This window comes from Streptomyces mobaraensis NBRC 13819 = DSM 40847, from assembly GCF_017916255.1.
GTDB classification, from domain to species: domain Bacteria; phylum Actinomycetota; class Actinomycetes; order Streptomycetales; family Streptomycetaceae; genus Streptomyces; species Streptomyces mobaraensis.
This window is the reverse complement of record NZ_CP072827.1, coordinates 5,420,743-5,443,634: the sequence shown is the minus strand read 5'-3', so window position 1 is coordinate 5,443,634 and position 22,892 is coordinate 5,420,743. Positions and strand designations below refer to the sequence as shown.

Sequence of the window (22,892 nt, the reverse complement as noted above, 5' to 3'; positions counted from 1 at the left end):
CCCCGCCGTGCCGCTCGGCACCCGGCAGGGCAGGTCCGTCTTGAGGTCACCACGACGGCCGGTCCCCGTCCACCGGACGGAACCCGGCCGTGGATCCACCAGGGACGGCGGGGTCACGTCGGTCCGTGATCCCCCGCCGTCCGGTACGGCAGGGTCAGGCCTGCTCGGCGTCCGCGGCCGGCTTGGCCTCGGCCTCGGCGGCCGGAGCCTCGGCGGCGGCCGGGGCCTCCTCGGCCTTCTTCTCGCCCTCGAGCAGGTCGCGCTCCCACTCGGCCAGCGGCTCGCCGGCCTTCTCGCCCGGCTTCTGGTCGCCGGTCGCGGCACCGGAACGGGCGATGAGGCCCTCGGCGACGGCGTCGGCGATCACGCGGGTGAGCAGGGTGACGGAGCGGATCGCGTCGTCGTTGCCCGGGATCTTGTAGTCGACCTCGTCGGGGTCGCAGTTGGTGTCGAGGATGGCGACGACCGGGATGCGGAGCTTGCGCGCCTCACCGACGGCGATGTGCTCCTTCTTGGTGTCCACGATCCAGACGGCGCTGGGCACCTTCTGCATCTCGCGGATACCGCCGAGGGTCTTCTCCAGCTTGGCCTTCTCGCGGGAGAGGACCAGGAGCTCCTTCTTGGTGAGGCCGGAGGCGGCCACGTCCTCGAAGTCGATGAGCTCGAGCTCCTTCAGGCGCTGCAGGCGCTTGTAGACGGTCGAGAAGTTGGTGAGCATGCCGCCCAGCCAGCGCTGGTTGACGTATGGCATGCCGACGCGGGTCGCCTGCTCGGCGATCGCCTCCTGGGCCTGCTTCTTCGTACCGACGAACATGATGGAGCCGCCGTGCGCGACGGTCTCCTTGACGAACTCGTAGGCGCGGTCGATGTACGACAGCGACTGGAGCAGGTCGATGATGTAGATGCCGTTGCGCTCCGTGAAGATGAAACGCTTCATCTTCGGGTTCCAACGACGGGTCTGGTGACCGAAGTGGACGCCGCTCTCCAGCAGCTCCCGCATCGTGACGACGGCCATGGCCGTGCTCCTTGTGATACTCGGTTTCCACGGCGGCCGGCCGGCCGCCGCTCCTGACGCCCCGCGGCGTCCGCCGTGTGCCGCTCCCCTGTCGGGGAGCCGTTCACGGACCGAGGGACACGTCCACCGCGCTGCCCGGGAGGGGTCTGACGCGACGGTGGCGGGGCGTGCGAAGTCGACCCGGTGACCCGGATCGCCAAGAGAAGTGTACGGGACCGGGGAAGGGGCGGGTGACGGCGTTGTCCACAACCGGCGAGTAGTCCACAGGTACGGGTCAAGATCCGCTGGATTCACGGGGTTCCGCCACGGTGGGCGCATGTCTACGCGACGGATCCTTCAGCTTCTTCCGGCGGCGGCGGTGGCCGCGGTCATGCTCGTCTGTGCGCTGCCGGCGGCGGCCGGTGACGGGGCCCCGGCCACGTCGTCCGCCCGGGCCTGGCCGGTGGGCACCCGGCCGGCGGTCCTGCGCGGCTGGGATCCCCCCGCCGCGCCCTGGGCCCGTGGCCACCGGGGCGTCGACCTGGCCGCCGCGCCCGGCGACGCGGTCCGGGCGGCCGCCGACGGCGTCGTCTCCTTCGTCGGGACGGTGGCCGGGCGGGGTGTGGTGGCCGTGGAGCTTCCGGGGACCGGTGACCCGCCGTTGCGGACGACGTACGAGCCGGTGGTGGCCGGAGTGCGGCGGGGGGACCGGGTGGAGGCGGGTGCCGTGCTGGGTGAGCTGGGACCCGGGCCCTGGCATTGCGCTGCGGGCTGCCTGCACTGGGGGTTGTTGCGGGGGCGGGAGTATCTGGATCCGCTGGGGTTGCTGCCGGGGTGGATGGTGCGGCGGGGGCCGTCGCGGTTGTTGCCCCTGTCCCGCCCCTTCGCCGTGTCCTGGGCCTTTCGCGGCTTCGCCGCTCGTCCTCAAACGCCGGACAGGCTGATACGGCCCGTCCGGCGTTTGAGGACTGGGGGCACCCCCTCTGGGGGAGCGCGCAGCGCGCTTCGGGGGGCGGGCGCTCGCCCCCGCAAGGAACGGCGAAAGGGCGGGTCCGGGGGCACCCCACCCGGGGCCTCAGCCCCGAACCCCGCGCAGCGCCATCCCCACCGCGACAGCGGTGACCCGCTCCGGCTCCTCCACCCCGAGCTCGATCCGCCGGACAGCCGAGTCCACGACGCCCTGCAGCATCATCGCGACGAGCCGCGGCTCCTCATGCCCCAGAGCCACCAGCGCGTCGCCCACCATGGCGATCAACCCACCATGCGCGGCCCGGATCTTCTCCCGGGCGGCGGCGTCCAGCTCGCCGGCCGAGATCGCGACGACGGCACGGTGCCGCCGGTCCCCGACCAGGGCCAGCTGCCGCCGGACATACGCCTCGATCTTCGCCTCGGGCGTCTCCGCCTCCGCCATGGCGGACTCGACCTCGGCCGCCCAGACGGGGAAGTCGACGGCGCACAGCTCCTCGACGACGGCCGCGCGGGAGCGGAAGTACTCGTAGACGGAGGACCGAGCGAGCCCGGTGCGCTCGGCGAGGGCGGGGAAGGTGAGCGCTTCCGTACCGCCCTCGGACAGCAGGGAGCGGGCGGCGTCCAGCAGGGCGTCGCGCTGCATCGTCCGGTGCTCGGCCACTGAGGCCGCTCGAATCCTGGGCACGGCTCCACTTTACGGACCGGGGAGGAAAGAGACGAGGTGGGAGCGGCGATTGGACGTGGGGACCGGCCCGCCCGTCAGCGGCCCACGTCCGCGAGCTTGGCCCGCAGCTGCAGCACCGACTTGGTGTGGATCTGACTGACCCGGCTCTCGGTGACGCCGAGCACCTGGCCGATCTCGGCGAGGGTGAGCCCCTCGTAGTAGTAGAGGGTGACCACCGTCTTCTCCCGTTCCGGGAGGGTGTTGACGGCCCGGGCGAGCAGCCGGCGCAGCTCGTGGTCCTCGGCGACCTCGACGGGGTCGTCGGCCGCCGTGTCCTCCAGGGTGTCCATCAGGCTGAGCCGGTCGCCACCCTCGCCCCCGACGTGCAGCAACTCCTCCAAGGCGACGACGTTCGCCAGGGACAACTGACTGAAGACGGTGTGCAGTTCCTCGACCGGGATGCCCATCTCGGCGGCCACCTCCGCCTCGGAGGGCGTCCGGTGGAGGGTGGCCTCCAGGGTGGCGTAGGCGCGCTCCACGGCCCGCGCCTTCTGCCGGACCGACCGGGGGATCCAGTCCAGCGCCCGCAGTTCGTCGATCATCGCGCCCCGGATGCGGGTGATCGCGTAGGTCTCGAACTTGATGGAGCGGGCGGGGTCGAACTTCTCGATCGCGTCGATCAGTCCGAAGATCCCGGACGAGACGAAGTCCGCCTGCTCCACATTGGACGGCAGTCCGACGCTGACCCGTCCCGCCACGTACTTCACCAGCGGCGAGTAGTGGAGGATGAGCTGCTCCCGCAGCCTTTCGTCACCCGTGGCCTTGTACGAGCGCCACAGCTCGTCGAGGGTCGAGGGTGCGGGCGGGCGGGTGGCGCCGCGCGCCGCGGGCGGCGCCGCCGCGCGGTCCGATCCGGAGGGTTGCTGGGGCATTCGTCGTCTTGAGCCGTTCTGCTGTGACGTGGATCAGGTGCGACAGGATCCATCCGCATGGCCGGAATCCCGTGAGCGTAGCGTGACCGGAGCGCTGCGGGGAGCGACCGGACTCCTTGGGCCCGCACGGCGGTCCGCACGGCCGTGATCCACCGGCCGTGCTCTCGGCCGGCGGCCGTGCACCGGGACCGTGCGGGGCCCGGCGGGGGCGCGGCCCGGCGCCGGGGCCGCCGGGGTCACCGCTGTCTTGGCGGTCATGTCCTTAACCCTTTCACCCGATCGCCCCAGGTCAAGAACCGCCTCGCCGCATCGGGGGGCGCCGTCCGAGGGGCTTGGAGGGGACGGATGTTGACGCCCGGGCGACCGGGCGCCACCGGTCGCCCCGGCGCGCGACGAAGCCCAGGCCGTGCAGTTCGTAGAGCCTGCCGAGGGTGGTGTCCCTGCTCAGCCCGGCGTTGAGGGCGATCCGAGCGGTGTCGCCGCCGGGGCCGGGGACGGCGTCCAGCACGGCCGCCGCCTCGGGGGCGAGGAGGTCGCGGGGAACGGCGGGGCCCCGACGTTCGGGCGCCAGCTCGCCCATGGCGCCCACCAGTTCGGCGACCTCGTCGGCGTCGGTCACCAGTGTGGCGCCCTCGCGCAGCAGTTCGTGCACGCCGGCCGAGAGGCCGGAGGTGACCGGGCCGGGGACGCCCATCGTGTGCCGGCCCAACGCCCGGGCGCGGCGCGCCGTGACGAGCGACCCGCTGCGGTACTCCGCCTCCACGACGACCGTTCCACGGGTGAGGGCGGCGATGACCCGGTTCCGGAGGACGAACCGGCTGCGGGTGGGGTGGCCGCCCGGCGGGAGTTCGGCGAGGACGAGGCCCTGTTCCGCTATCCGGTCCAGCAGTTGGGCGTGGCCGCGCGGGTAGGGCACGTCCACTCCGCAGGCCAGGACGGCCGCGGTCGCCCCGCCGGCGGCCAGCGCCCCGCGGTGGGCCGCGCCGTCGACCCCGTAGGCCGCGCCGGAGACGACCACCCAGCCGCGCTCGGCGAGCCCGGCGCCGAGGAGGGCCGCCACGTGCGAGCCGTAGTCGCTGCACGCCCGGGCGCCCACCACGGCCACGGACCGCAGGGCCCACAGCCGGAGGTCGGCGGGGCCCCGCACCCAGAGGCCGAGCGGCCGGGCGTCCCCGAGGTCGTCGAGCTGCGTCGGCCACTCGGGCTCGCCGGGGCAGACGAACCGCCCGCCGAGCCGGGCCACCGCGGCGAGATCGCCCGCGGGGTCCAGGGTCGCGGCTCGGGCCCGGCACCCGGCCAGCCGCTCGCTCCGGGCCCCCTTCGGCGCCGGCCCGTCCCCGACGAGCCCGCGCACCAGCGCGGGAGCGCCCAACTCCCGTAACCAGCGCCCCACGACCTCGTCCCCGGGCTCGGTGAGCCGCGTCAACGCGGCCCGGGCCAGCCGTTCCTCGTCGTGCCCTCCCGCGCCGGTACCGGATCCCGCCCCTCCCGCGCCGGTACCGGATCCCGCGCGTTCCCTCCCGGCGGTGGCCGCCGACCGATCCGCCCCGGCCGCCGACCCGTTCCCGGCAGCCGATCCGTTCCAGGCAGCCATCCCGGGACGGCCCCGCGCACCGGCCGCCGACCCACCGCCCCGGCCGCCATGGGCGGTTCCGGTGGCCATGCCGCCCGGGGCGCCGTCTCCGGGGTCACCGGCCGATCCGTCCCGGACGCCCGGCATGACGCCATGCGCCGAACCGCCTCGGAAGCCGTTCGCGGAACCTCCCGTCACGTCTCCCCGGCCGACGGCCGCGGTACCGTCCGCCGCACCGTCCACGTCCCACACCCCCGTCACAGCGTCCCCCTGGCCTCGGCCCCGACCCCAACCCCGACCCCAACCCCGGCCCCCGCCACGCCCCGCCGGACGCCGGTGCGCAGTTCCAGGGCCTGGCGCACGTCGTCCGCCGACGGGCGGGCGTGGCCCGCGAGGTCCGCGACGGTCCAGGCGACCCTGAGCACCCGGTCCAGCCCCCGCGCGGTGAGCAGGCCGCGTTCCATGTCCCGCTCGGCCTCCCGCAGGGCCTCCGGCTCGACGAGCCAGCGGGTGCGCAGTTCGTGCCCCGGGACCTCGCTGTTGGTGCGCCAGGGCGTGTCCGCGTACCGCGCGGCGGCCCGCTCACGGGCGGCCCGCACCCGGGCGCCGACCGTCTCGGTGCTCTCGGCGCCCCGGCCGAGCCCCACCAGCTCCGCGCGGGCCACCGGTTCGACGGTCACCCGGAGGTCGACCCGGTCGAGCAACGGCCCGGAGAGGCGGGCCAGATAGCGCCGTACGGCCCGGGGCGCGCAGTCGCAGCCGTCCCCGCTCAGCCCGTGCCGCCCGCACGGACAGGGGTTGGCGGCCAGGGCCAGCAGGAACCGGGCCGGGAGCCGCATCACCCCGCCCGAGCGGGCCACGACCACATGCCCCGACTCCAGCGGCTGGCGGAGGGCGTCGAGGACGCGAGGGGAACATTCGGGCGCTTCGTCCAGAAAAAGCACTCCGCGATGAGCCAGGGACACCGCGCCCGGCCGGGGCATCCCCGAGCCCCCGCCGACCAGCGAGGCCATCGAGGCCGAGTGGTGCGGGGCGCAGTAGGGCGGCCGGGCGACCAGCGGCCGGCCGGCCGGGAGCGTGCCCGCCACCGAGTGGACCGCCGTGACCTCCAGCGACTCCTCCGGGGTGAGCGGCGGCAGCAGGCCGGGCAGCCGCTCCGCGAGCATGGTCTTGCCCGCGCCCGGCGGGCCCAGCAGGAACAGGTGGTGCCGCCCGGCGGCGGACACCTCCAGCGCCCGGCGTGCCCGCCGCTGGCCCGCGACCTCGGCGAGGTCGGGCACGTGCCCGCCGTCCCCGCCGACCGCCGCGCCCACGCCCATGCCCTGACCCGCGCCGGGCACCGCGAGCCCGGCGAGCAGCGGGTCGGGACGGCCTTCCGCCGTGGAATCCTCCTCCTCGGGCACGGGCTCGTCGGTGAGGACGGCCACCAGCTGGCGGAGGCTGCGCACGCCGAGCACCGCGACACCGGGCACCAGCGCCGCCTCGGCGGCCGTGCGCTCGGGGACGACGACCTGCCGGTACCCGGCGTCCGCCGCCGCGAGGACGGCCGGCAGCACACCCCGTACCGGGCGGACCCGGCCGTCCAGGCCCAGTTCCCCGATCATCACCAGGTCGGCGATCCGCCGTGGGTCGATCCGCTCGGCGGCGCCCAGCACCGCGCAGGCGACCGCCAAGTCGAAACCGCTGCCGCCCTTGGGGACAGAGGCGGGGCTCAGGCCCACCGTCAGTTTCCGCTGCGGCCATTCGCCCCCGGAATTCACGACGGCGGCACGCACGCGGTCACGGCTCTCGGAGAGGCTCTTGTCGGGCAGCCCGACGAGGGTGAAGGCGGCGACGCCGGGTTCGAGGTCGGCCTGGACCTCGACCACCACCCCTTCCACCCCGACCAGGGCGACCGAGCACGTCCGGGCGAAGCCCATCACGCCACCCCCTTGACGTGCTGCACCTCGGGGGCGCCCCGCTCCGGGAGCACCACGCCGACCAGGTCGATGCGGACCCCGCCCGGCGGCGGGCCGCCGTACCGCTCCAGCCAGCGCCCCGCGAGCCGGCGCAGCCGCTCGGCCTTGGCGGCCGTGAGGGCCGCCATCGGATGCTGGTACGGCCCCGCCCTACGGGTCTTCACCTCGCACACGACCAGCGCGTCGCGGTCGTGCGCCACCACGTCGATCTCGCCTTCGCGGCAGCGCCAGTTGCGGGCCAGCACCCTCATCCCGGCCTCCGTCAGCCGGCGTACCGCCAGGTCCTCCCCGTAGCGCCCGAGCGCCCGTCGCGCGTCCATCCGCACCACCTCCCGGGACCGACGGTGCGGCCTCCGGGCGGAAGTGGGGGATCTTGGTCGAAAGCTGTGGACAACCCGCCGGTTGTGGAGAACTCAGCCACTCGGAAGGTCGAGATCGCTCTTGTTGAGCTCCTCGATGTTGACGTCCTTGAACGTCAGGACCCGCACCTGTTTGACGAAGCGGGCGGGCCGGTACATGTCCCAGACCCAGGCGTCCGCCATCGAGACCTCGAAGAAGACCTCGCCCTGGACGGAGTGGACCTGCATCTCGTAGTCGTTGGTCAGGTAGAAGCGCCGCTCGGTCTCGATCACGTATTTGAACAGACCGACGACGTCGCGGTACTCCCGGTAGAGCTTCAGCTCCATCTCGGTCTCGTACTTCTCGAGGTCCTCGGCGCTCATGGCATGTTCCCCTTCAGCCGTGCGTCCCCCCATTGTGCGTCAGGCGCGTTCCGTCTCCAGGCGCACCGGCACCTGCGGGGGACCGTCTCGGAGCAGCGTGCTCAGCAGCTCGGCGAGCCTGGTCGGATACACCGTCTCATGGGTGGCGAGGAGTTCACCGCAGGTCCACCAGCGGAGTCCGGTCACACTGCGGCGTTCCAGCTCGGTCCCGCCGCCGGTCCAGGCGCCGGACTGCCGGGTGCGGGCCAGGTAGTAGCGCTCCTCCTGGTCCCACCGGCGGCCGTCGAAGGGGAACGAGCAGGTGCGCCGCCACAGCGGCGGGCCGAGCTCGATCTCCGTGATCCCGGTCTCCTCGGCGAGCTCGCGGCGGGCCGCCGCCTCCCAGCCCTCGTCGCCCTCCAGCCCGCCGCCCGGGGTGAACCACCAGGTCCGCCCGGGGTCGGCGGGTTCGAAGCCGTGCAGCAGCAGGATCCGGTCCCGGGCGTCGAGCAGGACGACGCGGGCCGCCCTCCGCCGGGCTCCCCCGGTGCCTGCCGCGTCAGCCACGAGGCGCCACCGCCCTTCCCGTTCCGCCCGAAGCCTTCCCGCCGGAGGCGGGCCCACCCGACGCCGGGCCGCCCGAAGCCCTCCGCCGCGTCAGCAGGCGGGCGAGCGGCCCGTACGCCGCACCTCCCAGGATGAGCGCCGCGCCCGCCACGACGGCGACGGCCAGCAGCCGCACCGGTCCCGGCCGCGACGTGCCGCCCGGCAGGGCGCCGAACGCGGCGGGACGGGACAGCACACCCAGGTCACCGGCCGGCCAGAGCACGGCGTCCACGCGCGCGCTCACCGCGTCGCGCGGGATCGCGCCCTGGTCCTTGCCCAGGTGGAAGCGGGAGTCGACGGAGTCGGCGCGGTGGTCGCCGAGCAGGAACAGCTCCCCCTTGGGCACGGTGGCGGAGAAATCACTGGAGGCCGGGCCGCCACCGTGCAGATACGGTTCCTCGACGGGGGTGCCGTTGACGGTCATCCGCCCCCGCCGGTCGCAGCAGGCGACGGTGTCGCCGCCGACCCCCACCACGCGTTTGACCATGGCCATGTCGCCCCACACCTTGTCGTGGAAGACGACGACGTCGCCGCGCCGGACGTCGTCCCCGTCGATCCGCTGGGCGAGGACGCGGGCGCCGCGGGCGATGGTCGGCGCCATGGAGTCGGTGGGGACGGTGTACGGCTTGTAGACGAGGGCCGCCCACGCGAAGCCGCCGAGGAAGAGGACGGCGCCGAGGGCCACGGCGATCCCGGACACCAGCCTGCCGGCACGTCCCGGACCACCGCGTTCCGCTCCGCCCATCGCGTCCCCCACCCGTAGAAGATCCGCTCCCCGCGCCGGGGCACGGAATCGCACCCTACCCGCGGTACGGGAACGGCGTCAGCCCTCCCGGCCGGGCGGCCGAGGGGCCGGGGCGGGGAGGGCTGAAACACGCCGCCGGGCCGGCGGCGCCGGAACACGCCGCCGGCCCGGGAGCCTCGCCGTCGGCCCGGAAGGCCGGACCGTGCCGTCAGTCCCGCACGGCGGAGGCGGCACGGGCGCGGGTGGCGAGCAGCCTGCGCCGGCGCCACAGCACCAGCGGGACGGCCCCCGCGAGGCCCAGTGCCGGGGGCGCCGCGGCGGCGGCAGCGCCGAGACCTGGCTGGTCGAAGGTGTCGGGTACGGGCAGCGTCGCCCAGCGGTTCAGCGGCCAGGCGACGACGATCGCGCGGCCGACGACGTCGTCCACCGGCACGAAGCCGCCGTCCTCGTCCTGGTGCCAGCGCGAGTCCATCGAGTTCTGCCGGTGGTCGCCCATCACCCACAGCTTGCCCTTGGGCACGGTGACCGGCCCGAACGGCTTGTCGCTGCACGGGGTGTCCCCCGGGAAGATGTACGGCTCGTCGAGCGCCTTGCCGTTGACGACGACGGGGTTGTTGCCGCCCTTGCACTCGACCTTGTCACCGCCGACCGCGATGACCCGCTTGATCAGGTCCTTCTCCCCGGCGGACGGCATGAGCCCGACGAAGCTGAGGACCTTCTGCACCCCGTTGCCCACCGGTCCGGACTGCTCGCCCGGGGTGTCCCTGAGCCAGCTTCCCGGGTCGTGGAAGACGACCACCTCGCCGCGCTCGGGCTCGGCGCCGAACCAGGGGGTGAGCTTGTCGACCAGTACCCGGTCACCGCGCTGGAGGGTGTCCTGCATCGACTCGGAGGGGATGGAGAACGCCTGCACCAGGAACGTCTTGATGAAGAGCGCGAGGATCAGCGCGACACCGATCAGGATCGGCAGTTCCTTCCAGAAGGACCGCTGCTTCCCGGATTTCCCCGATTTACCGGGTTTGCCGCCCTTCGATGACGGCACCGAACCTCCGGGCTCCTGGCCTTCCGGCAGATCGCCACCCCCCGGCCCCTCCGGAGTCCGGCCGAGATCCTCCGGTGGTGGGGGGCCTCCGGGGCCCTCATGGGGCCCTTGGGACCCAGGGGACGACGAAGGCGAGGGCGGCACCGAAGGCGACGGGGGCACCCGCTGCCCCGCAGCCGGGTCCCCGGCACCGTCCGGGCGCTTCTCGGGCTCTCCATGGCCGGACCGGGCGCCGACCGCCACATCCCCCACATCCACTCCTCACTCCGCGCTGTCGCCTGTCGCCATCCGCCGCAGGCCCGCCACTCCCTTAACGAGCGGGAGTTCCACAGGGGTCGGGGTCCGGATCATCCCGTTCACCCCGCACGCCCCGGAACGTCCTCGCCCTCCGGAGCGGGCCAGGTGGCACCGGGAAACCGCCGCCGCCTCGTCACCTCGACAGCGGCCGCCAGTGCCCCGGCGGCCAGGCGACCACCATGGCACGGCCGATGACCAGGTCTTCCGGGACGGTACCGTGCCCGGGATCGGCGAGGTGGAACCGCGAATCGGCCGAGTCGGAGCGGTGGTCCCCCAGGACGAACAGCCGCCCGCGCGGCACCCGTACGTCGAATATCAGCTCGGAGGGCGGGTTTCCGGGGTGCACATAGGGCTCGCGGACCGGCGAACCGTTGACCATGATTTTGCCGCTCGCGTCACAGCACTTGACCCGGTCCCCGCCGACCGCGACCACCCGTTTGATCAGGTCCTGCTCCCCCGCCGAGGGCAGCAGCCCGATGAACGACAGCACCCGCCGCCCCGCCCTGATCCCGGCCGATCCCTCCGCGGGCACCCCCGCCTCCCCCAGCCAGTCCCCCGGGTCCTTGAACACCACCACGTCCCCCCGGCCCGGCCGGTCGCCGAACCAGGGCGTCAGCTTGTCGACCAGCACCCGGTCGCCGACCCGGATCGTCTGCTCCATGGAGCCGGACGGGATGACGAACGCCTGCACCAGGAACGTCTTCAGCAGCAGAGCGATCAGCAGCGCCACCGACAGCAGCACGGGCATCTCGGTGACCAGGGACCTCCGCCGGTTCCGCCGCACCCGCCGCGCCGCCAGCCGACGCGCCGCCCGCCCGCCAGGCCCGCCCGGCGCGGGGCCCGGCGGCCGGGGTCCGTACCGCGCACGGGGACGCCCGTACCGCGGCCGCCTCCGCCCGTACCGCAGGCGCCTCCGCCCGTACCGCACGCCCGCCCCCGCGCCCCGCCGCCACCGGGGCCCGCCCCTACGGTGCCCCACGCGCACCCCCGCCGTGGCCGCGCGGCTCGGGCACGTCGTCGAAGGCGTCCGGCCGGTCCAGCGCGGTCCACCGGCCGAGCGGCCAGCCGATCCACTCCGCCCGGCCGATCACCCGGTCGACCGGGACCATGCCGCCGCCCGGCTCCCCTAGGTGGTCGCGCGAGTCCCGGGACGCGCTGCGGTGGTCCCCCAGGACGAACAGCCGCCCCTCCGGCACCACCACCGTGAAGGGCACCCGCGAGGCCGTGTCCCCCGGGAAGAGGTAGTCCTCGGTGATCACACGGCCGTTGACCGACAGCCGCCCCCGGTGGTCGCACACCACCCGGTCCCCGCCGACCCCCACGACCCGCTTCACGTAGTCCGTCGGCGCCGGCTGCATCAGGCCGACCGAAGAGGCGACCTTGCGCACGGCCTTCGTCACCGCGTTCTCGGCCGGCTCCTCCTGCACGAACGACCCCAGGCCGTCGAAGACGATCACGTCCCCGCGCCGCGGCCCGTCGCCGAAGCGGTAGGCCAGCTTGTTGACCAGCACCCGGTCGCCCGGCCGCAGGGTGTTCTCCATCGACGCCGAAGGGATCACGAAGGGCTGCACCACATACGCGCCGACCAGCATCACCAAGGCCAGGCAGCAGGCCAGCAGCACCCCCGCCCGCCGCAGCGGCCCGCCGCCGGTCAGCCACCGCCAGGCCCGCCGGGGCAGTCCGGCAAGCCCCGAACGGCCCGGTATACGCGAAGAACGCGACCGCTGCTCCTCGCCCCCTTCGGGGTGGGGAGAGCGGTCGCGCTCCGAAAGCTGTGCGTCGGTGTCCATCGGTCCGAGAGCCTATCCGGCCGGACCGGGACGCCGGGCGGAAGCTCAGTTGTCGCGCTTCTCCTTGATCTTCGCGGCCTTGCCGCGGAGCTCACGGAGGTAGTACAGCTTGGCGCGACGGACGTCACCGCGGGTCACGAGCTCGATCTTCTCGAAGATCGGGCTGTGGACCGGGAAGGTGCGCTCGACGCCGACCGAGAAGGAGACCTTGCGGACGGTGAAGGTCTCGCTGATGCCCGCGCCCTGGCGGCGGATGACGACACCCTTGAACTGCTGGATGCGGGAGCGGTTGCCCTCGATGACGCGGACGTGGACGTTCACGGTGTCACCGGGACGGAAGGCCGGGACGTCGGTGCGCAGCGACGCGGCGTTGACGTTGTCGAGCAGGGAGGACATGAGTCGTCTCTTCCTCGCCGATGCCACAGGTCATCGGCGGAATGCGTGCGGAAAGTGAAAGGAGTGCCGTACTGCCCCCGGCGAACGTCGTTCCCCCTGTGGCAGGGGCGCGCGCCGGACGCAAGGCAACGGCTTATTCTTCCACGTCGGGGGCCACTCGCCCAAATCGGCCGTCGGGGCCCGGGGCCCAGCCGAGGATGGAGAGCATCTCGCGGTCCTTCTTGTCGAAGGACGCGGGGTCGGCGCGTTCGATCAGATCCGGCCGGTTCAGGACGGTACGGCGGAACGCCTCGTCCCGGCGCCAGCGGGCGATCTTCCCGTGGTGGCCGCTGACCAGCACGTCCGGGATGCCCCGGCCGCGCCACTCCGGTGGCTTGGTGTAGACCGGGCCCTCCAGCAGGCCCGCCATGGCGCCGGGGGCGAAGGAGTCGTCGCGGTGCGACTCGGCGTTGCCGAGCACCCCGGGCAGCAGCCGGGCGATGGCCTCGACCATGACGAGGACCGGGGCCTCGCCGCCGGCCAGCACGTAGTCGCCGATCGAGACCTCGCGGACGTCGAACCGCTCGCCGTACTCCTCGATCACCCGGCGGTCGATGCCCTCGTAGCGGGCGGGGGTGAAGACCAGCCAGGGCTTGGCCGACAGCTCCACGGCCAGCTCCTGGGTGAAGGGCCGGCCGCTAGGCGTGGGCACGATGATCGTCGGCGCGTCCGCACCGGAACCGGAGCCGACGACGGAGTCCAGCGCCTCGCCCCACGGCTCGGGCTTCATCACCATGCCGGGGCCGCCGCCGTACGGGGTGTCGTCGACGGTGTTGTGCTTGTCGTGCGTCCATTCCCGCAGGTCGTGGACGCGGACGTCGAGCTGCCCGCGGGCGCGGGCCTTGCCGACGAGCGAGACGTTCAGCGGCTCGAGGTACTCGGGGAAGATCGTGACGACGTCGAGGCGCATCAGCGGTCACCCTCGCTACCCGACGCGTCGGCCGACTCGTCACGGCTGCCGGCGATCACGGCCTGCTCGGCGTCGAGCAGTCCGGGCGGCGGGTCGACGACGGCGCGCTGCGCCTCCAGGTCGATCTCGGTGACGATCTCCTCGACGAAGGGGATCATCACCTCGCCGCCGTCGGGGCGTTCGACGATGAAGAGGTCCTGCGACGGCAGGTGGGCGATCTCGGTGATCCGGCCGACCTCGGTGCCGTCGACGGTGACGACGTCCAGGTCCACCAGCTGGTGGTCGTAGAACTCGTCGGGGTCCTCGGGGGTCTCGTCCGGGTCGACCTCGGCGATCAGGAGGGTGTTGCGGAGCGCCTCGGCGGCCGTCCGGTCGGGGACGCCGGCGAACCGCAGCAGCAGCCGCCCGCTGTGCACCCGGCCGCTCTCGACGGTGAGCGGTCCCACCCCGGCGGGGTCGGTGACCAGCACGGCGCCCGGGCCGAGCCGCAGCTCCGGCTCGTCCGTCCGCACCTCGACGGTGACCTCGCCCTTGATGCCATGGGCGCGGCCGATCCTGCCCACTACGAGCTGCACGATTCCGTTCCTTCTCCACGATCCTGGGGCGCCCCGGAACGCCCCTCCCACACGACAACGGGCCGGGAAGGGGATCCCTTCCCGGCCCGTGCCGATGCCTGCCGCCCGTTCAGCGAACCTGGTCCACGTCGACAAGGTCGACGCGGATGCCCCGGCCGCCGATGGCGCCCACGACGGTCCGCAGCGCTCGGGCGGTACGGCCGTTGCGGCCGATCACCTTGCCGAGGTCGTCCGGGTGGACCCGGACTTCCAGCACGCGCCCGCGGCGCAGGGTGCGTGACGCCACCTGCACCTCGTCGGGGTTGTCGACGATGCCCTTGACCAGATGCTCAAGGGCCTCCTCCAGCATGCTCAGGCCTCGGTCGACTCAGCGGACTCGGCGGCGTCGGCAGCCTCGTCCTTCTTCTCCGCCTTCTTCGCCTTCGGGGTGATGGCCTCACCCTTCGACTCGCCGGCGGCGTTCACGACGGACTCGAAGAGACCGCTGTGGTCCTTCTTCGGCTCGGCCACCAGCATCGGGGCCGGGGCCGGGAGGCCCTTGAACTTCTGCCAGTCGCCGGTGACCTTGAGGATGGCCATGACGGGCTCGGTCGGCTGCGCGCCGACACCCAGCCAGTACTGGACACGCTCGGAGTCGACCTCGATGCGCGAGGGGTTCTGCACCGGGTGGTACAGGCCGATCTCCTCGATGGCCCGGCCGTCACGGCGGGTACGGGAGTCGGCGACGACGATGCGGTAGTGAGGCGAACGGATCTTGCCCAGACGCTTCAGCTTGATCTTGACTGCCACTGGAGTGGTGTCTCCTGGTCTTGACGTGGTGGGCACAACAAGATGCCACGTGGGGTTGCGGTACTCGGAGTGCCCGATGGACGCGTCAGCCGGAGGAGAGAGGGGTCCTGTACGACTGTCGAGTACAGCCCCCCATTGTGCCATACGCGCCCGGGCGCACGAACATCACCCGACCCCGGCCGGAGGGCGCCGGCCGGGGCCCGCGTCACCCCACGGACATCGCCTCGGGGATGCGGAACGGCTGGCCGCAGCCCCCGCACATGATCGGCGCCTGGGCGAGCACGGACGGCACCACGCGGACGTTCCGCCCACAGTCGCACACGGCCTTGACCCGCACCCCACCGCCCGACGAACCGTGCCGGGCGGCGGGCCCGCGGAAGGTGCGCGAGGTGTCGGCCGCGGTGGCCATCGTGTGCGCCTTGAGGGCGCGCTGCAGTCTGTCGATGGTGGCGCGATAGCGGCGGCGCGCCTCCGGGTTGAGCACGACCAGGGAGAAGCCGCTGCTGGGATGCGGCTCGTCACTGTGGTCGAGGCCCAGCTCCTCGGCGATCGCCAGGAACCGGCGGTTGTGGTAGCGGCCGGCGCGTGAGGTGTCCCGGACACCGCGGGCGGCCGCGATGCCGTGCACTGCCTCGTGCAGCAGCCTTTCGAAGGAGAGCTCGGCGCCGCACGCGGACGACGACTCCCCGATCAACGATTCGGGCGCGGCGAGATCCGGCAGCTCGGGGTGGAACCGCTGAATGTCGGCCCACGCCTGCGCCAGTTCTGCGGCGAGAACAGGTGGTGTCGTGCTCACGTCGTGACAACGAGTCGGGACCGCCCGGTGTTCCGATACCGGGCCATCCCAAATAATTTGCACGTACCAGTCAGTATCCCTGCGATACCGGGCCACCCGCCGCGTCGAGGGCGGGTGCCCCGATCTGCACAGAAGTACGGAGAAGCCGCAGAAGTACGCGCACCTGTTCGCAAGCCGGGGCGAAACTGACTCGTGCGTCAGTTCCGCCCCGGCTCGTAAACAGGCAGTACCCGTGCCCTCAGTAGGCCCGCGCGACGATGGCCAGCGCGCCCGGGGCGTCGTCCGTCTCCGGCACCCCGCCGTCCTCGGTCACCAGGCAGCGCACGGTCACCGCCTGCTCGGCCAGCTTGGCCTCGCCCTCGGCGCCCAGCACCGACCACGGGATCCGCGCCCAGCCGCCGGCCACGGCGGCCTCGGCGGCCTCCTCCAGCGTCGAGACGTCCGAGGTGCGCTGCTCGCGGCGCTCGCGGGACTGGCTCAGCAGCAGCGCCTGGTCCTCCTCCAGGACCTTCGGCAGCAGCGTCACCAGGTCCTCGATGCGCACCGGCTCCTTGCCTCCGGGGATGCGGCGGGCGAGCATCGCGGTGCCGTTCTCCAGGTCGCGCGGACCGATCTCGATGCGGACCGGAACGCCCTTGAGCTCCCAGTCCACCGCGCGGCGGCCGAACGGGGTGTCCGTGCGGTCGTCGACCTGGACGCGGACACCCGCCGCCTTGAGCTGGTCACCGATCTCGCGGACCTTGGCGATGACGGCGTCGTCACCCTTGATCGCGAGCACGACGGCCTGCACCGGCGCCAGGCGCGGCGGGACGCGCAGGCCGCTGTCGTCGCCGTGCGACATGATCAGACCGCCGACCATGCGGGTCGAGACGCCCCACGAGGTCTGCCAGACCAGCTCCTGCTGCCCGTCCTTGGACAGGTACGAGGTGTTGAACGCCTTGGCGAAGTTCTGGCCGAGCTCGTGGCTGGTGCCCATCTGGAGGGCCTTGCCGTCGCGCATCATGCCCTCGAGGGTGAGGGTGTTGATCGCGCCGGCGAAGCGCTCCTTGGGCGTCTTGCGGCCGAGGACCACGTCGATGCCCAGGACGTTGACCATGAAGTCGTAGTACACGTCCCGGTGGATGCGCGCCGCGTAGTCGCGCGCGTCCTCGTACGTCGCGTGCGCCGTGTGGCCCTCCTGCCAGAGGAACTCGCTGGTGCGCAGGAAGACGCGGGGGCGCATCTCCCAACGGACCACGTTGGCCCACTGGTTGATCAGCAGGGGCAGGTCGCGGTAGCTCTGCACCCACTTGGAGAAGTACTCGTTGATGATCGTCTCGGAGGTGGGCCGGACGACGACCGGCTCCTCCAGCTCCTTGCCGCCGCCGTGCGTGACGACCGCGAGCTCGGGGGCGAAGCCCTCCACGTGCTCGGCCTCGCGCGTGAGGTACGACTGCGGGATGAACAGCGGGAAGTACGCGTTGGAGGCGCCCGCGTCCTTGATCCGGGCGTCCATCTCCTGCTGCATGCGCTCCCACAGCCCGTAGCCGTACGGGCGGATGACCATGGTGCCGCGCACCGGGCCGTTGTCGGCCAGTTCGGCCTTGTTGATCAGGTCCTGGTACCAGCGCGGGAAGTCTTCCGCCTGCGGAGTGAGAATGGGAGCCTTTGCCATGGTGCGAATGGTACGGGCCCGGTCGGGCCGAGTGTGAATCCGTCCGCCCGCAACCCCGCGTTGTCGGCCCGTTCAGGGTTTGCGGCTGGGTATTCATCTCATGCGGTCCGGCGCGGCACATGCCATCTTGGGCGGTGGGGGAAGTTCTCGCCGTACCCCCTGGACTCCCGGGCGGATGCGGGGTTCCCTGGCTTGGGGGGCGGTTCGGCACAACCGCGCGCACGACAGCACATGGGGGGCGGCACTTCGGTCAGGAAACCGAATTCGGCGGATTGGGGCGCATGCGATGACACCAACGCTCGTGCGACGGCACCGGCCGTCCCCGTCGCCGCCCCGGTCGCGGGTCCGCGACTGGGCGGAAATCCAGGAACGCATGCTCGTGCCGCTGTACGAAGCGGTCTACGAGCGGCTGGAAGTCGATGACGGGACCCGGTTGCTGAGCCTGGGCTGCGGATCCGGACTCGCCTTGCTGATGGCGGCCTCCCGCGGAGCCACCGTCAGCGGCATCGACACGGACGAACGACGGCTCGACCTCGCCCGGGAACGGCTGGCGGCCCACCCCTCCAGCGTGCCCGTCCGGCTGGGACACGGCGGTGTGGACTGCGTCGTGGATCCCGCGGACCCCCCGTTCACCCTCGTCACCGCCTTCGACCCGCTCTACTGCGCGGGCGGCGGCGCCCGGGAGATGGCGGAGGCGCTGCGCCAGGCCGCCGCCCGGGCGCGGCGCGGGGCGCCGGTCGTGCTGGCCGGCTGGGGGCCGCCGGAGCGCTGCGCGGCCTCGGGAGCGCTGCGGGTCGCGGCCCGGCTGGCCGACCCGATGGCCACCGCGGCGCACTGGCGGCCGAGCGGCCGGGACGACCTGGAGGACCTGGCCCGGATGGCCGGGCTGCGGCCGGACGGCTCGGGGCGGGTGGCCTGCCCGTACGGCTACGCGGATCTGGCGAGCGCGGTCCGCGGGCTGCTCTCGACGGGCGCCTTCGACGCGGCCACCCGGACCACCGACCAGGAGCAGGTGTCGAAGGAACTCACCGAGGCCGTCCACCCGTATCTGCGCGGCGACGGCACGGTCTGGATGCCGAATGTGTTCCGCTATCTCATCGCACGCGTGTAGCGGCGGCGGGTAACGGCGGGACGCGCCGGGGCAGCCGGGGGCATGGGAAAAGCCCCCGGCCGCGGACCGGGGGCCTGTTCGGACGCGACTCCGGACTCAGCCCATGAACTTCTTGAATTCGTCGGGGAGTTCGAAGTTCTTCGGGTCCTGGCCGGCGGGCAGGCCCAGCGGGTTGCCCGCCGCCGCCTGTTCCCGGCGCGCGGCGGCGGCCTGCTCCTCCGCCTTGCGCTTCATCGGGTTGCCGCTCTGCCGCTTGCCCTTGCCCTGCTTCTGCTGCTTCTTCTTCTTGCCGGCGCCGCCGCCCATCCCGGGGATCCCCGGCATGCCCGGCATACCGCCGCCCTGCGCCATGCGCGACATCATCTTGCGGGCGTCGAAGAAGCGCTCGACCAGGTTCTTGACCGCGCTGACGTCGACACCCGAACCCTTGGCGATCCGCGCCCGGCGCGAGCCGTTGATGATCGTCGGGTCCTGGCGCTCGGCCGGCGTCATCGACTTGATGATGGCGGCCGTGCGGTCCACGTCGCGCTCGTCGAGGTTGTTGATCTGGTCCTTGATCTGCCCCATGCCCGGCAGCATCCCCAGCAGCTTGCTGATGGAGCCCATCTTCCGGACCTGCTCCATCTGGGCCAGGAAGTCGTCGAGCGTGAACTCCTTGGGGCCCTTCGCCAGCTTGGCCGCCATCTTCTCGGCCTCGGCCTGGCTGAAGGTCTGCTCGGCCTTCTCGATCAGGGTGAGCATGTCGCCCATGTCGAGGATGCGGGACGCCATGCGGTCCGGGTGGAACGCGTCGAAGTCGTCCAGCTTCTCGCCGTTGGAGGCGAACATGATCTGCTTGCCGGTGACGTGCGCGATGGAGAGCGCGGCACCACCGCGGGCGTCGCCGTCGAGCTTGGACAGCACGACGCCGTCGAAGCCGACACCGTCCCGGAACGCCTCCGCCGTGTTGACGGCGTCCTGACCGATCATCGCGTCGACGACGAACAGCGTCTCGTCGGGGTTGACGGCGTCGCGGATGTCCGCGGCCTGCTGCATCAGCTCGGCGTCGATGCCGAGGCGGCCGGCGGTGTCCACGATGACGATGTCGTGGACCTTGGACTTCGCGTACTCGATCGAGTCCTTGGCGACCTGCACCGGGTCGCCCACGCCGTTGCCCGGCTGCGGCGCGTAGACGGCCACCCCGGCGCGCTCGGCGACGACGCTGAGCTGGTTGACGGCGTTCGGGCGCTGGAGGTCACAGGCGACCAGCAGCGGGCTGTGCCCCTGGTTCTTCAGCCAGAGGCCGAGCTTTCCGGCGAGGGTCGTCTTACCGGCACCCTGGAGACCCGCGAGCATGATCACGGTGGGGGCGGTCTTGGCGAAGCGGAGGCGGCGGGTCTCGCCGCCGAGGATGCCGACCAGCTCGTCGTTGACGATCTTGACGACCTGCTGCGCCGGGTTGAGGGCCTTGGAGACCTCTTCGCCGGTGGCGCGCTCCTTGACCTGCTTGATGAAGGCCCGGACGACCGGGAGGGCGACGTCCGCTTCCAGCAGGGCGATGCGGATCTCGCGAGCGGTGGCGTCGATGTCCGCCTCGCTCAGGCGCCCCTTGCCGCGGAGGCTCTTGAAGGTGGCTGCGAGGCGATCGGAAAGGGTATCGAACACGGCGCTCGTCGGTCCTCGGGGTCGGGGGCGGTGGGAATCGCCCTCCAGGGTATCCGCACCTCCGGTGGGGGTGGCCCCGGTCCCGCCCTTTCACCGTTTCCTGGGGCTGACGCCCCAGACCCCGAAACCGCGCTCCGCGCGGTTGTCCTCAATCGCCGGACGGGCTGGGTTTCCAGCCCGTCCGGCGATTGAGGACGCGCGCCGCAGGCGCGCTCGGGGGTGCGGGGGCGCAGCCCCCGCAAGAAACGGTGAATGGGGGTGCCCCCTCTGGGGGAGGGGCCGGGGCACAGCCCGCCGCAGGCGCCTCACGCGAGGGCCCGCTCCACCGCCTCAGCCACATCCCCCGCCCCCCGCAGCGGAACCCCATCCACCCCCGTCACATAAAACGCATCCACCACACTCGCCCCCAACGTCGACACATGCGCACTCCGCACCCACACCCCCGCCCCCTCCAACGCCCGCCCGATCCGGTACAGCAGCCCGGGAGCGTCCTCGGCCCGCACCTCCAGGACCGTCGCGTCGTGGGAGCCTCCGTCGCAGACGGACACCGAGGGCGCGGCCGGGGGCAGGGCCCGGCGGCGGCCCGCGTACGCCGCCTCGCGCTCGGCCAGCCGCCCGGCGAGGTCAAGCGACCCGTCCAGCGCCCGGACGAGATCGTCCCTCAGCCGCGCCCCCGCCGGCGGATCGCCGAACTCCGCCGCCACCCGCCACCGCAGCAGCAGGACGCCGCCGGCCACGGCCCGCAGGTCCGCCGCCCGCACGGTGAGCCGCCGCAGGGCGAGCACGCCCGCGGCGGCGGCGAGGACGCCGGGCTGGTCGGGTACGGCCATCAGCAGCTCCACGCCGTCGGGCCCGGCAGACAGCGCCACCGCAGGAGAGCCGGTCCCCCGGGCCTCCGCCGCGAGCCGTTCCCCCTCGGCGGAGGGCGGCGAAGGCTCCGCACGCCCGACGGCCGACTCCCCCGCCAGGACCCCCGCCGCCCGCCGCACCAGCCCCCCGACCAGCGACGCCCGCCAGGAGTTCCACGCCGCCGGGCCGGTGGCGAGCGCGTCCGCCTCCGTGAGCGCGTGCAGCAGGTCCAGCGTCGGACCGTCCGGGACGGCGTCCGTCACCACCCGCACCGTCGCCGGGTCGTCGAGGTCCCGCCGGGTCGCGGTCTCGACCAGCAGCAGGTGGTGGCGGACGAGGAGGGCGAGCGCGGCCGTGTCCCCGGGACCGAAGCCGAGCCGCGGCGCGACCTCGCGGGCGACGGCCTCCCCCGCCACCGAGTGATCACCGGGCAGCCCCTTCCCCAGATCGTGCAGCAGCGCCGCGACGAGCAGGAGGTCCGGGCGGTCGACCCGGCGGGTGAGGGCGGCGGCGCGGACGCACGTCTCGATCAGGTGCCGGTCGACGGTCCACCGGTGGACCGGGTTGCGCTGCGGCCGGCAGCGGACGCGTTCCCACTCCGGCAGCAGCCGGGACATGACGCCCTCCGCCTCCAGCGCCTCCCAGACGGCGACGGTGTGCGGGCCGGCCCCGAGGAGGGTGACGAAGTGCTCGCGCGCCTCGGCGGGCCAGGGTTCCGGCAGCGGTCCCGCGGCGGCCAGCCGGCGGACGGTGTGCGCGGCGAGCGGGAGCCCGGCGCGGGCGGCCGCTGCGGCGGCCCGCAGCGGCAGGACGGGGTCGTCCCCGGGCCGGGCCGTCCGGGCGAGGACCACCTCGCCGTCCTGTTCGACGACGCCCTCGGCGAGCGGCAGGCGCTCCGGCTCGACGAACCCGCCGCGCCCGCCCCGGCCCCCGAGCACCCGCCGCAGCCGGGGCCGCCCGGAGCGCGCCCGCAGCACCCGGCCGGCCTCGCGCCAGACGACGTCGGCCGCGTACGCGACGGTGCCCGCCGCCTCGTAGACGCGCCGCAGCAGGGCGTCGGCGTCCGGGTGGCCGAGGGCGGCGGCGACCTGGTCCTGTTCCTGGAGGGTGAGGCGGTCGGTGGCGCGGCCGGTGGTGAGGTGGAGGGCGTCGCGGGTGTCGAGGAGCAGCGCGCGGGCGGGCTCCAGGCCCGCGCGCGGGGCGTCGGCGAGCCAGGAGGCGGCGACGGCGCGCAGCGCGGTGGCGTCGCGGAGGCCGCCGCGGGCCTCCTTGAGGTCGGGTTCGAGGAGGAAGCGCAGGTCGCCGTGGTGGCGGGCGCGCTCCTCGCCGAGTTCGCGCAGTTCGGGCAGCCGGGCGGGGGCGCGGTCGCGCCAGTCGGCGTAGGCGGTGGCGCGGACGGCGGCGGTGAGGTCGGGGTCGCCGGCGAGGTGGCGGGCGTCGAGCAGGCCGAGGTGGACCTTGAGGTCGTCGGCGGCGGTCCGGCGGGCGCCGGCCGGGGTGCGGACGGCGTGGTCGAGGGCGAGGCCGAGGTCCCAGACCGGGTACCAGAGGCGGTCGGCGACGGCGGCGACGTGCGCCGGGTCGGCGCCGGGCGCGTGCAGCAGCAGGAGGTCGAGGTCGCTGCGGGGCGAGAGTTCGCCGCGCCCGTAACCGCCGACGGCGGCGAGGGCGACGCCCTGGGCGCGGCCGAGGAGGCCGGCGAGCCAGCCGTCGGTGAGCCGGGCGAGTTCGGCCCGCAGGGCCGGCCCGCTGCGGGTGCGGTCGTGCAGCAGGCGCAGCCGGGCCGCCGCGTAGCAGTCGGTGCCCGAGTCGGTGGCGCGCAGGTGGGTGTCGGTCAACTCGGGCTCCCTGGTGGGTG

21 protein-coding genes and 2 pseudogenes are annotated in these 22,892 nt (G+C 73.5%); 2 read left to right on the top strand and 21 right to left on the bottom strand.

What is annotated here, in order from left to right; translation table 11 throughout:
* Positions 1-154 precede the first annotated feature (154 nt).
* A complete protein-coding gene (rpsB, locus tag J7W19_RS23630; protein ID WP_004944815.1) occupies positions 155-1,015 on the bottom strand; it encodes a 30S ribosomal protein S2 in 861 nt (286 codons plus the stop codon).
* Between the two features lie 370 nt (positions 1,016-1,385).
* Between rpsB and J7W19_RS23625 the strand changes: the two are divergent.
* Positions 1,386-1,868: pseudogene (locus tag J7W19_RS23625) on the top strand (murein hydrolase activator EnvC family protein); the annotation flags it as partial.
* 201 nt (positions 1,869-2,069) lie between these two features.
* Here J7W19_RS23625 and J7W19_RS23620 read toward each other — a convergent pair.
* The 18 genes and pseudogenes from J7W19_RS23620 to proS all read right to left on the bottom strand — a co-directional run bounded on the left by J7W19_RS23620 (position 2,070) and on the right by proS (position 17,430).
* Positions 2,070-2,624, bottom strand: coding sequence for a TetR/AcrR family transcriptional regulator (locus J7W19_RS23620; protein WP_040889783.1), 555 nt, complete (start codon positions 2,622-2,624; stop codon positions 2,070-2,072).
* A 98-nt stretch (positions 2,625-2,722) separates the two neighbouring features.
* On the bottom strand, positions 2,723-3,559 hold the full coding sequence (gene whiG / locus J7W19_RS23615; protein ID WP_004944820.1) for an RNA polymerase sigma factor WhiG: 837 nt from the start codon (positions 3,557-3,559) through the stop codon (positions 2,723-2,725).
* A gap of 289 nt (positions 3,560-3,848) precedes the next feature.
* Positions 3,849-5,153: a DNA-processing protein DprA gene (dprA, locus tag J7W19_RS23610; RefSeq protein WP_078588028.1), complete on the bottom strand. Its 1,305-nt coding sequence runs from the start codon at positions 5,151-5,153 to the stop codon at positions 3,849-3,851.
* A gap of 236 nt (positions 5,154-5,389) precedes the next feature.
* Positions 5,390-7,051, bottom strand: a complete 1,662-nt coding sequence (locus J7W19_RS23605) for a YifB family Mg chelatase-like AAA ATPase (protein ID WP_004944827.1) — start codon at positions 7,049-7,051, stop codon at positions 5,390-5,392.
* Positions 7,051-7,410 (bottom strand): YraN family protein, encoded by a 360-nt coding sequence (locus J7W19_RS23600; RefSeq protein ID WP_004944830.1) that lies wholly within the window; start codon positions 7,408-7,410, stop codon positions 7,051-7,053. The genes J7W19_RS23605 and J7W19_RS23600 overlap by 1 nt, the downstream gene beginning before the upstream one ends.
* A gap of 93 nt (positions 7,411-7,503) precedes the next feature.
* A complete protein-coding gene (locus J7W19_RS23595; protein ID WP_004944840.1) occupies positions 7,504-7,812 on the bottom strand; it encodes a DUF2469 domain-containing protein in 309 nt (102 codons plus the stop codon).
* A 39-nt stretch (positions 7,813-7,851) separates the two neighbouring features.
* Positions 7,852-8,358 (bottom strand): NUDIX hydrolase, encoded by a 507-nt coding sequence (locus J7W19_RS23590; protein WP_004944842.1) that lies wholly within the window; start codon positions 8,356-8,358, stop codon positions 7,852-7,854.
* Positions 8,351-9,142: a signal peptidase I gene (lepB, locus tag J7W19_RS23585; RefSeq protein ID WP_040889786.1), complete on the bottom strand. Its 792-nt coding sequence runs from the start codon at positions 9,140-9,142 to the stop codon at positions 8,351-8,353. The genes J7W19_RS23590 and lepB (J7W19_RS23585) overlap by 8 nt, the downstream gene beginning before the upstream one ends.
* A 208-nt stretch (positions 9,143-9,350) precedes the next feature.
* On the bottom strand, positions 9,351-10,427 hold the full coding sequence (gene lepB, locus J7W19_RS23580) for a signal peptidase I (protein WP_078588024.1): 1,077 nt from the start codon (positions 10,425-10,427) through the stop codon (positions 9,351-9,353).
* Positions 10,360-11,409 (bottom strand): annotated as a pseudogene (lepB, locus tag J7W19_RS33130) (signal peptidase I); the annotation flags it as partial. The gene lepB (J7W19_RS23580) and the pseudogene lepB (J7W19_RS33130), both read right to left, overlap by 68 nt.
* A 37-nt stretch (positions 11,410-11,446) precedes the next feature.
* Positions 11,447-12,271: a signal peptidase I gene (gene lepB / locus J7W19_RS23570; RefSeq protein WP_078588026.1), complete on the bottom strand. Its 825-nt coding sequence runs from the start codon at positions 12,269-12,271 to the stop codon at positions 11,447-11,449.
* Between the two features lie 45 nt (positions 12,272-12,316).
* Positions 12,317-12,667: a 50S ribosomal protein L19 gene (rplS, locus tag J7W19_RS23565; RefSeq protein ID WP_004944863.1), complete on the bottom strand. Its 351-nt coding sequence runs from the start codon at positions 12,665-12,667 to the stop codon at positions 12,317-12,319.
* A gap of 133 nt (positions 12,668-12,800) precedes the next feature.
* Positions 12,801-13,616 (bottom strand): tRNA (guanosine(37)-N1)-methyltransferase TrmD, encoded by an 816-nt coding sequence (gene trmD, locus J7W19_RS23560; protein WP_004944865.1) that lies wholly within the window; start codon positions 13,614-13,616, stop codon positions 12,801-12,803.
* Positions 13,616-14,191 carry a ribosome maturation factor RimM gene (rimM, locus tag J7W19_RS23555; RefSeq protein WP_040889789.1) on the bottom strand — a complete coding sequence of 192 codons (576 nt, stop codon included), beginning with the start codon at positions 14,189-14,191 and terminating at the stop codon, positions 13,616-13,618. The genes trmD and rimM overlap by 1 nt, the downstream gene beginning before the upstream one ends.
* Positions 14,192-14,300: 109 nt before the next feature.
* The gene (locus J7W19_RS23550) at positions 14,301-14,540 is read right to left on the bottom strand and encodes an RNA-binding protein (protein WP_004944869.1); all 240 of its coding nucleotides are present in this window, start codon (positions 14,538-14,540) and stop codon (positions 14,301-14,303) included.
* Positions 14,541-14,542: 2 nt separating this feature from the next.
* Positions 14,543-14,980, bottom strand: a complete 438-nt coding sequence (rpsP, locus tag J7W19_RS23545) for a 30S ribosomal protein S16 (RefSeq protein ID WP_004944872.1) — start codon at positions 14,978-14,980, stop codon at positions 14,543-14,545.
* Between the two features lie 205 nt (positions 14,981-15,185).
* Complete coding sequence (locus J7W19_RS23540) at positions 15,186-15,776, bottom strand: hypothetical protein (protein WP_004944874.1); 591 nt, start codon at positions 15,774-15,776, stop codon at positions 15,186-15,188.
* Between the two features lie 238 nt (positions 15,777-16,014).
* A complete protein-coding gene (proS, locus tag J7W19_RS23535; RefSeq protein ID WP_004944877.1) occupies positions 16,015-17,430 on the bottom strand; it encodes a proline--tRNA ligase in 1,416 nt (471 codons plus the stop codon).
* 286 nt (positions 17,431-17,716) lie between these two features.
* Between proS and J7W19_RS23530 the strand changes: the two genes are divergently transcribed.
* Positions 17,717-18,541, top strand: a complete 825-nt coding sequence (locus J7W19_RS23530; protein WP_078588027.1) for a class I SAM-dependent methyltransferase — start codon at positions 17,717-17,719, stop codon at positions 18,539-18,541.
* Positions 18,542-18,637: 96 nt separating this feature from the next.
* Here the strand turns inward: J7W19_RS23530 and ffh are convergent, their stop codons facing one another.
* Positions 18,638-20,185 (bottom strand): signal recognition particle protein, encoded by a 1,548-nt coding sequence (ffh, locus tag J7W19_RS23525; protein WP_004944885.1) that lies wholly within the window; start codon positions 20,183-20,185, stop codon positions 18,638-18,640.
* A 305-nt stretch (positions 20,186-20,490) separates the two neighbouring features.
* Entirely contained in the window at positions 20,491-22,872 is a 2,382-nt protein-coding gene (locus J7W19_RS23520) for a [protein-PII] uridylyltransferase (RefSeq protein WP_004944886.1), read from the bottom strand.
* Positions 22,873-22,892: the final 20 nt, after the last annotated feature.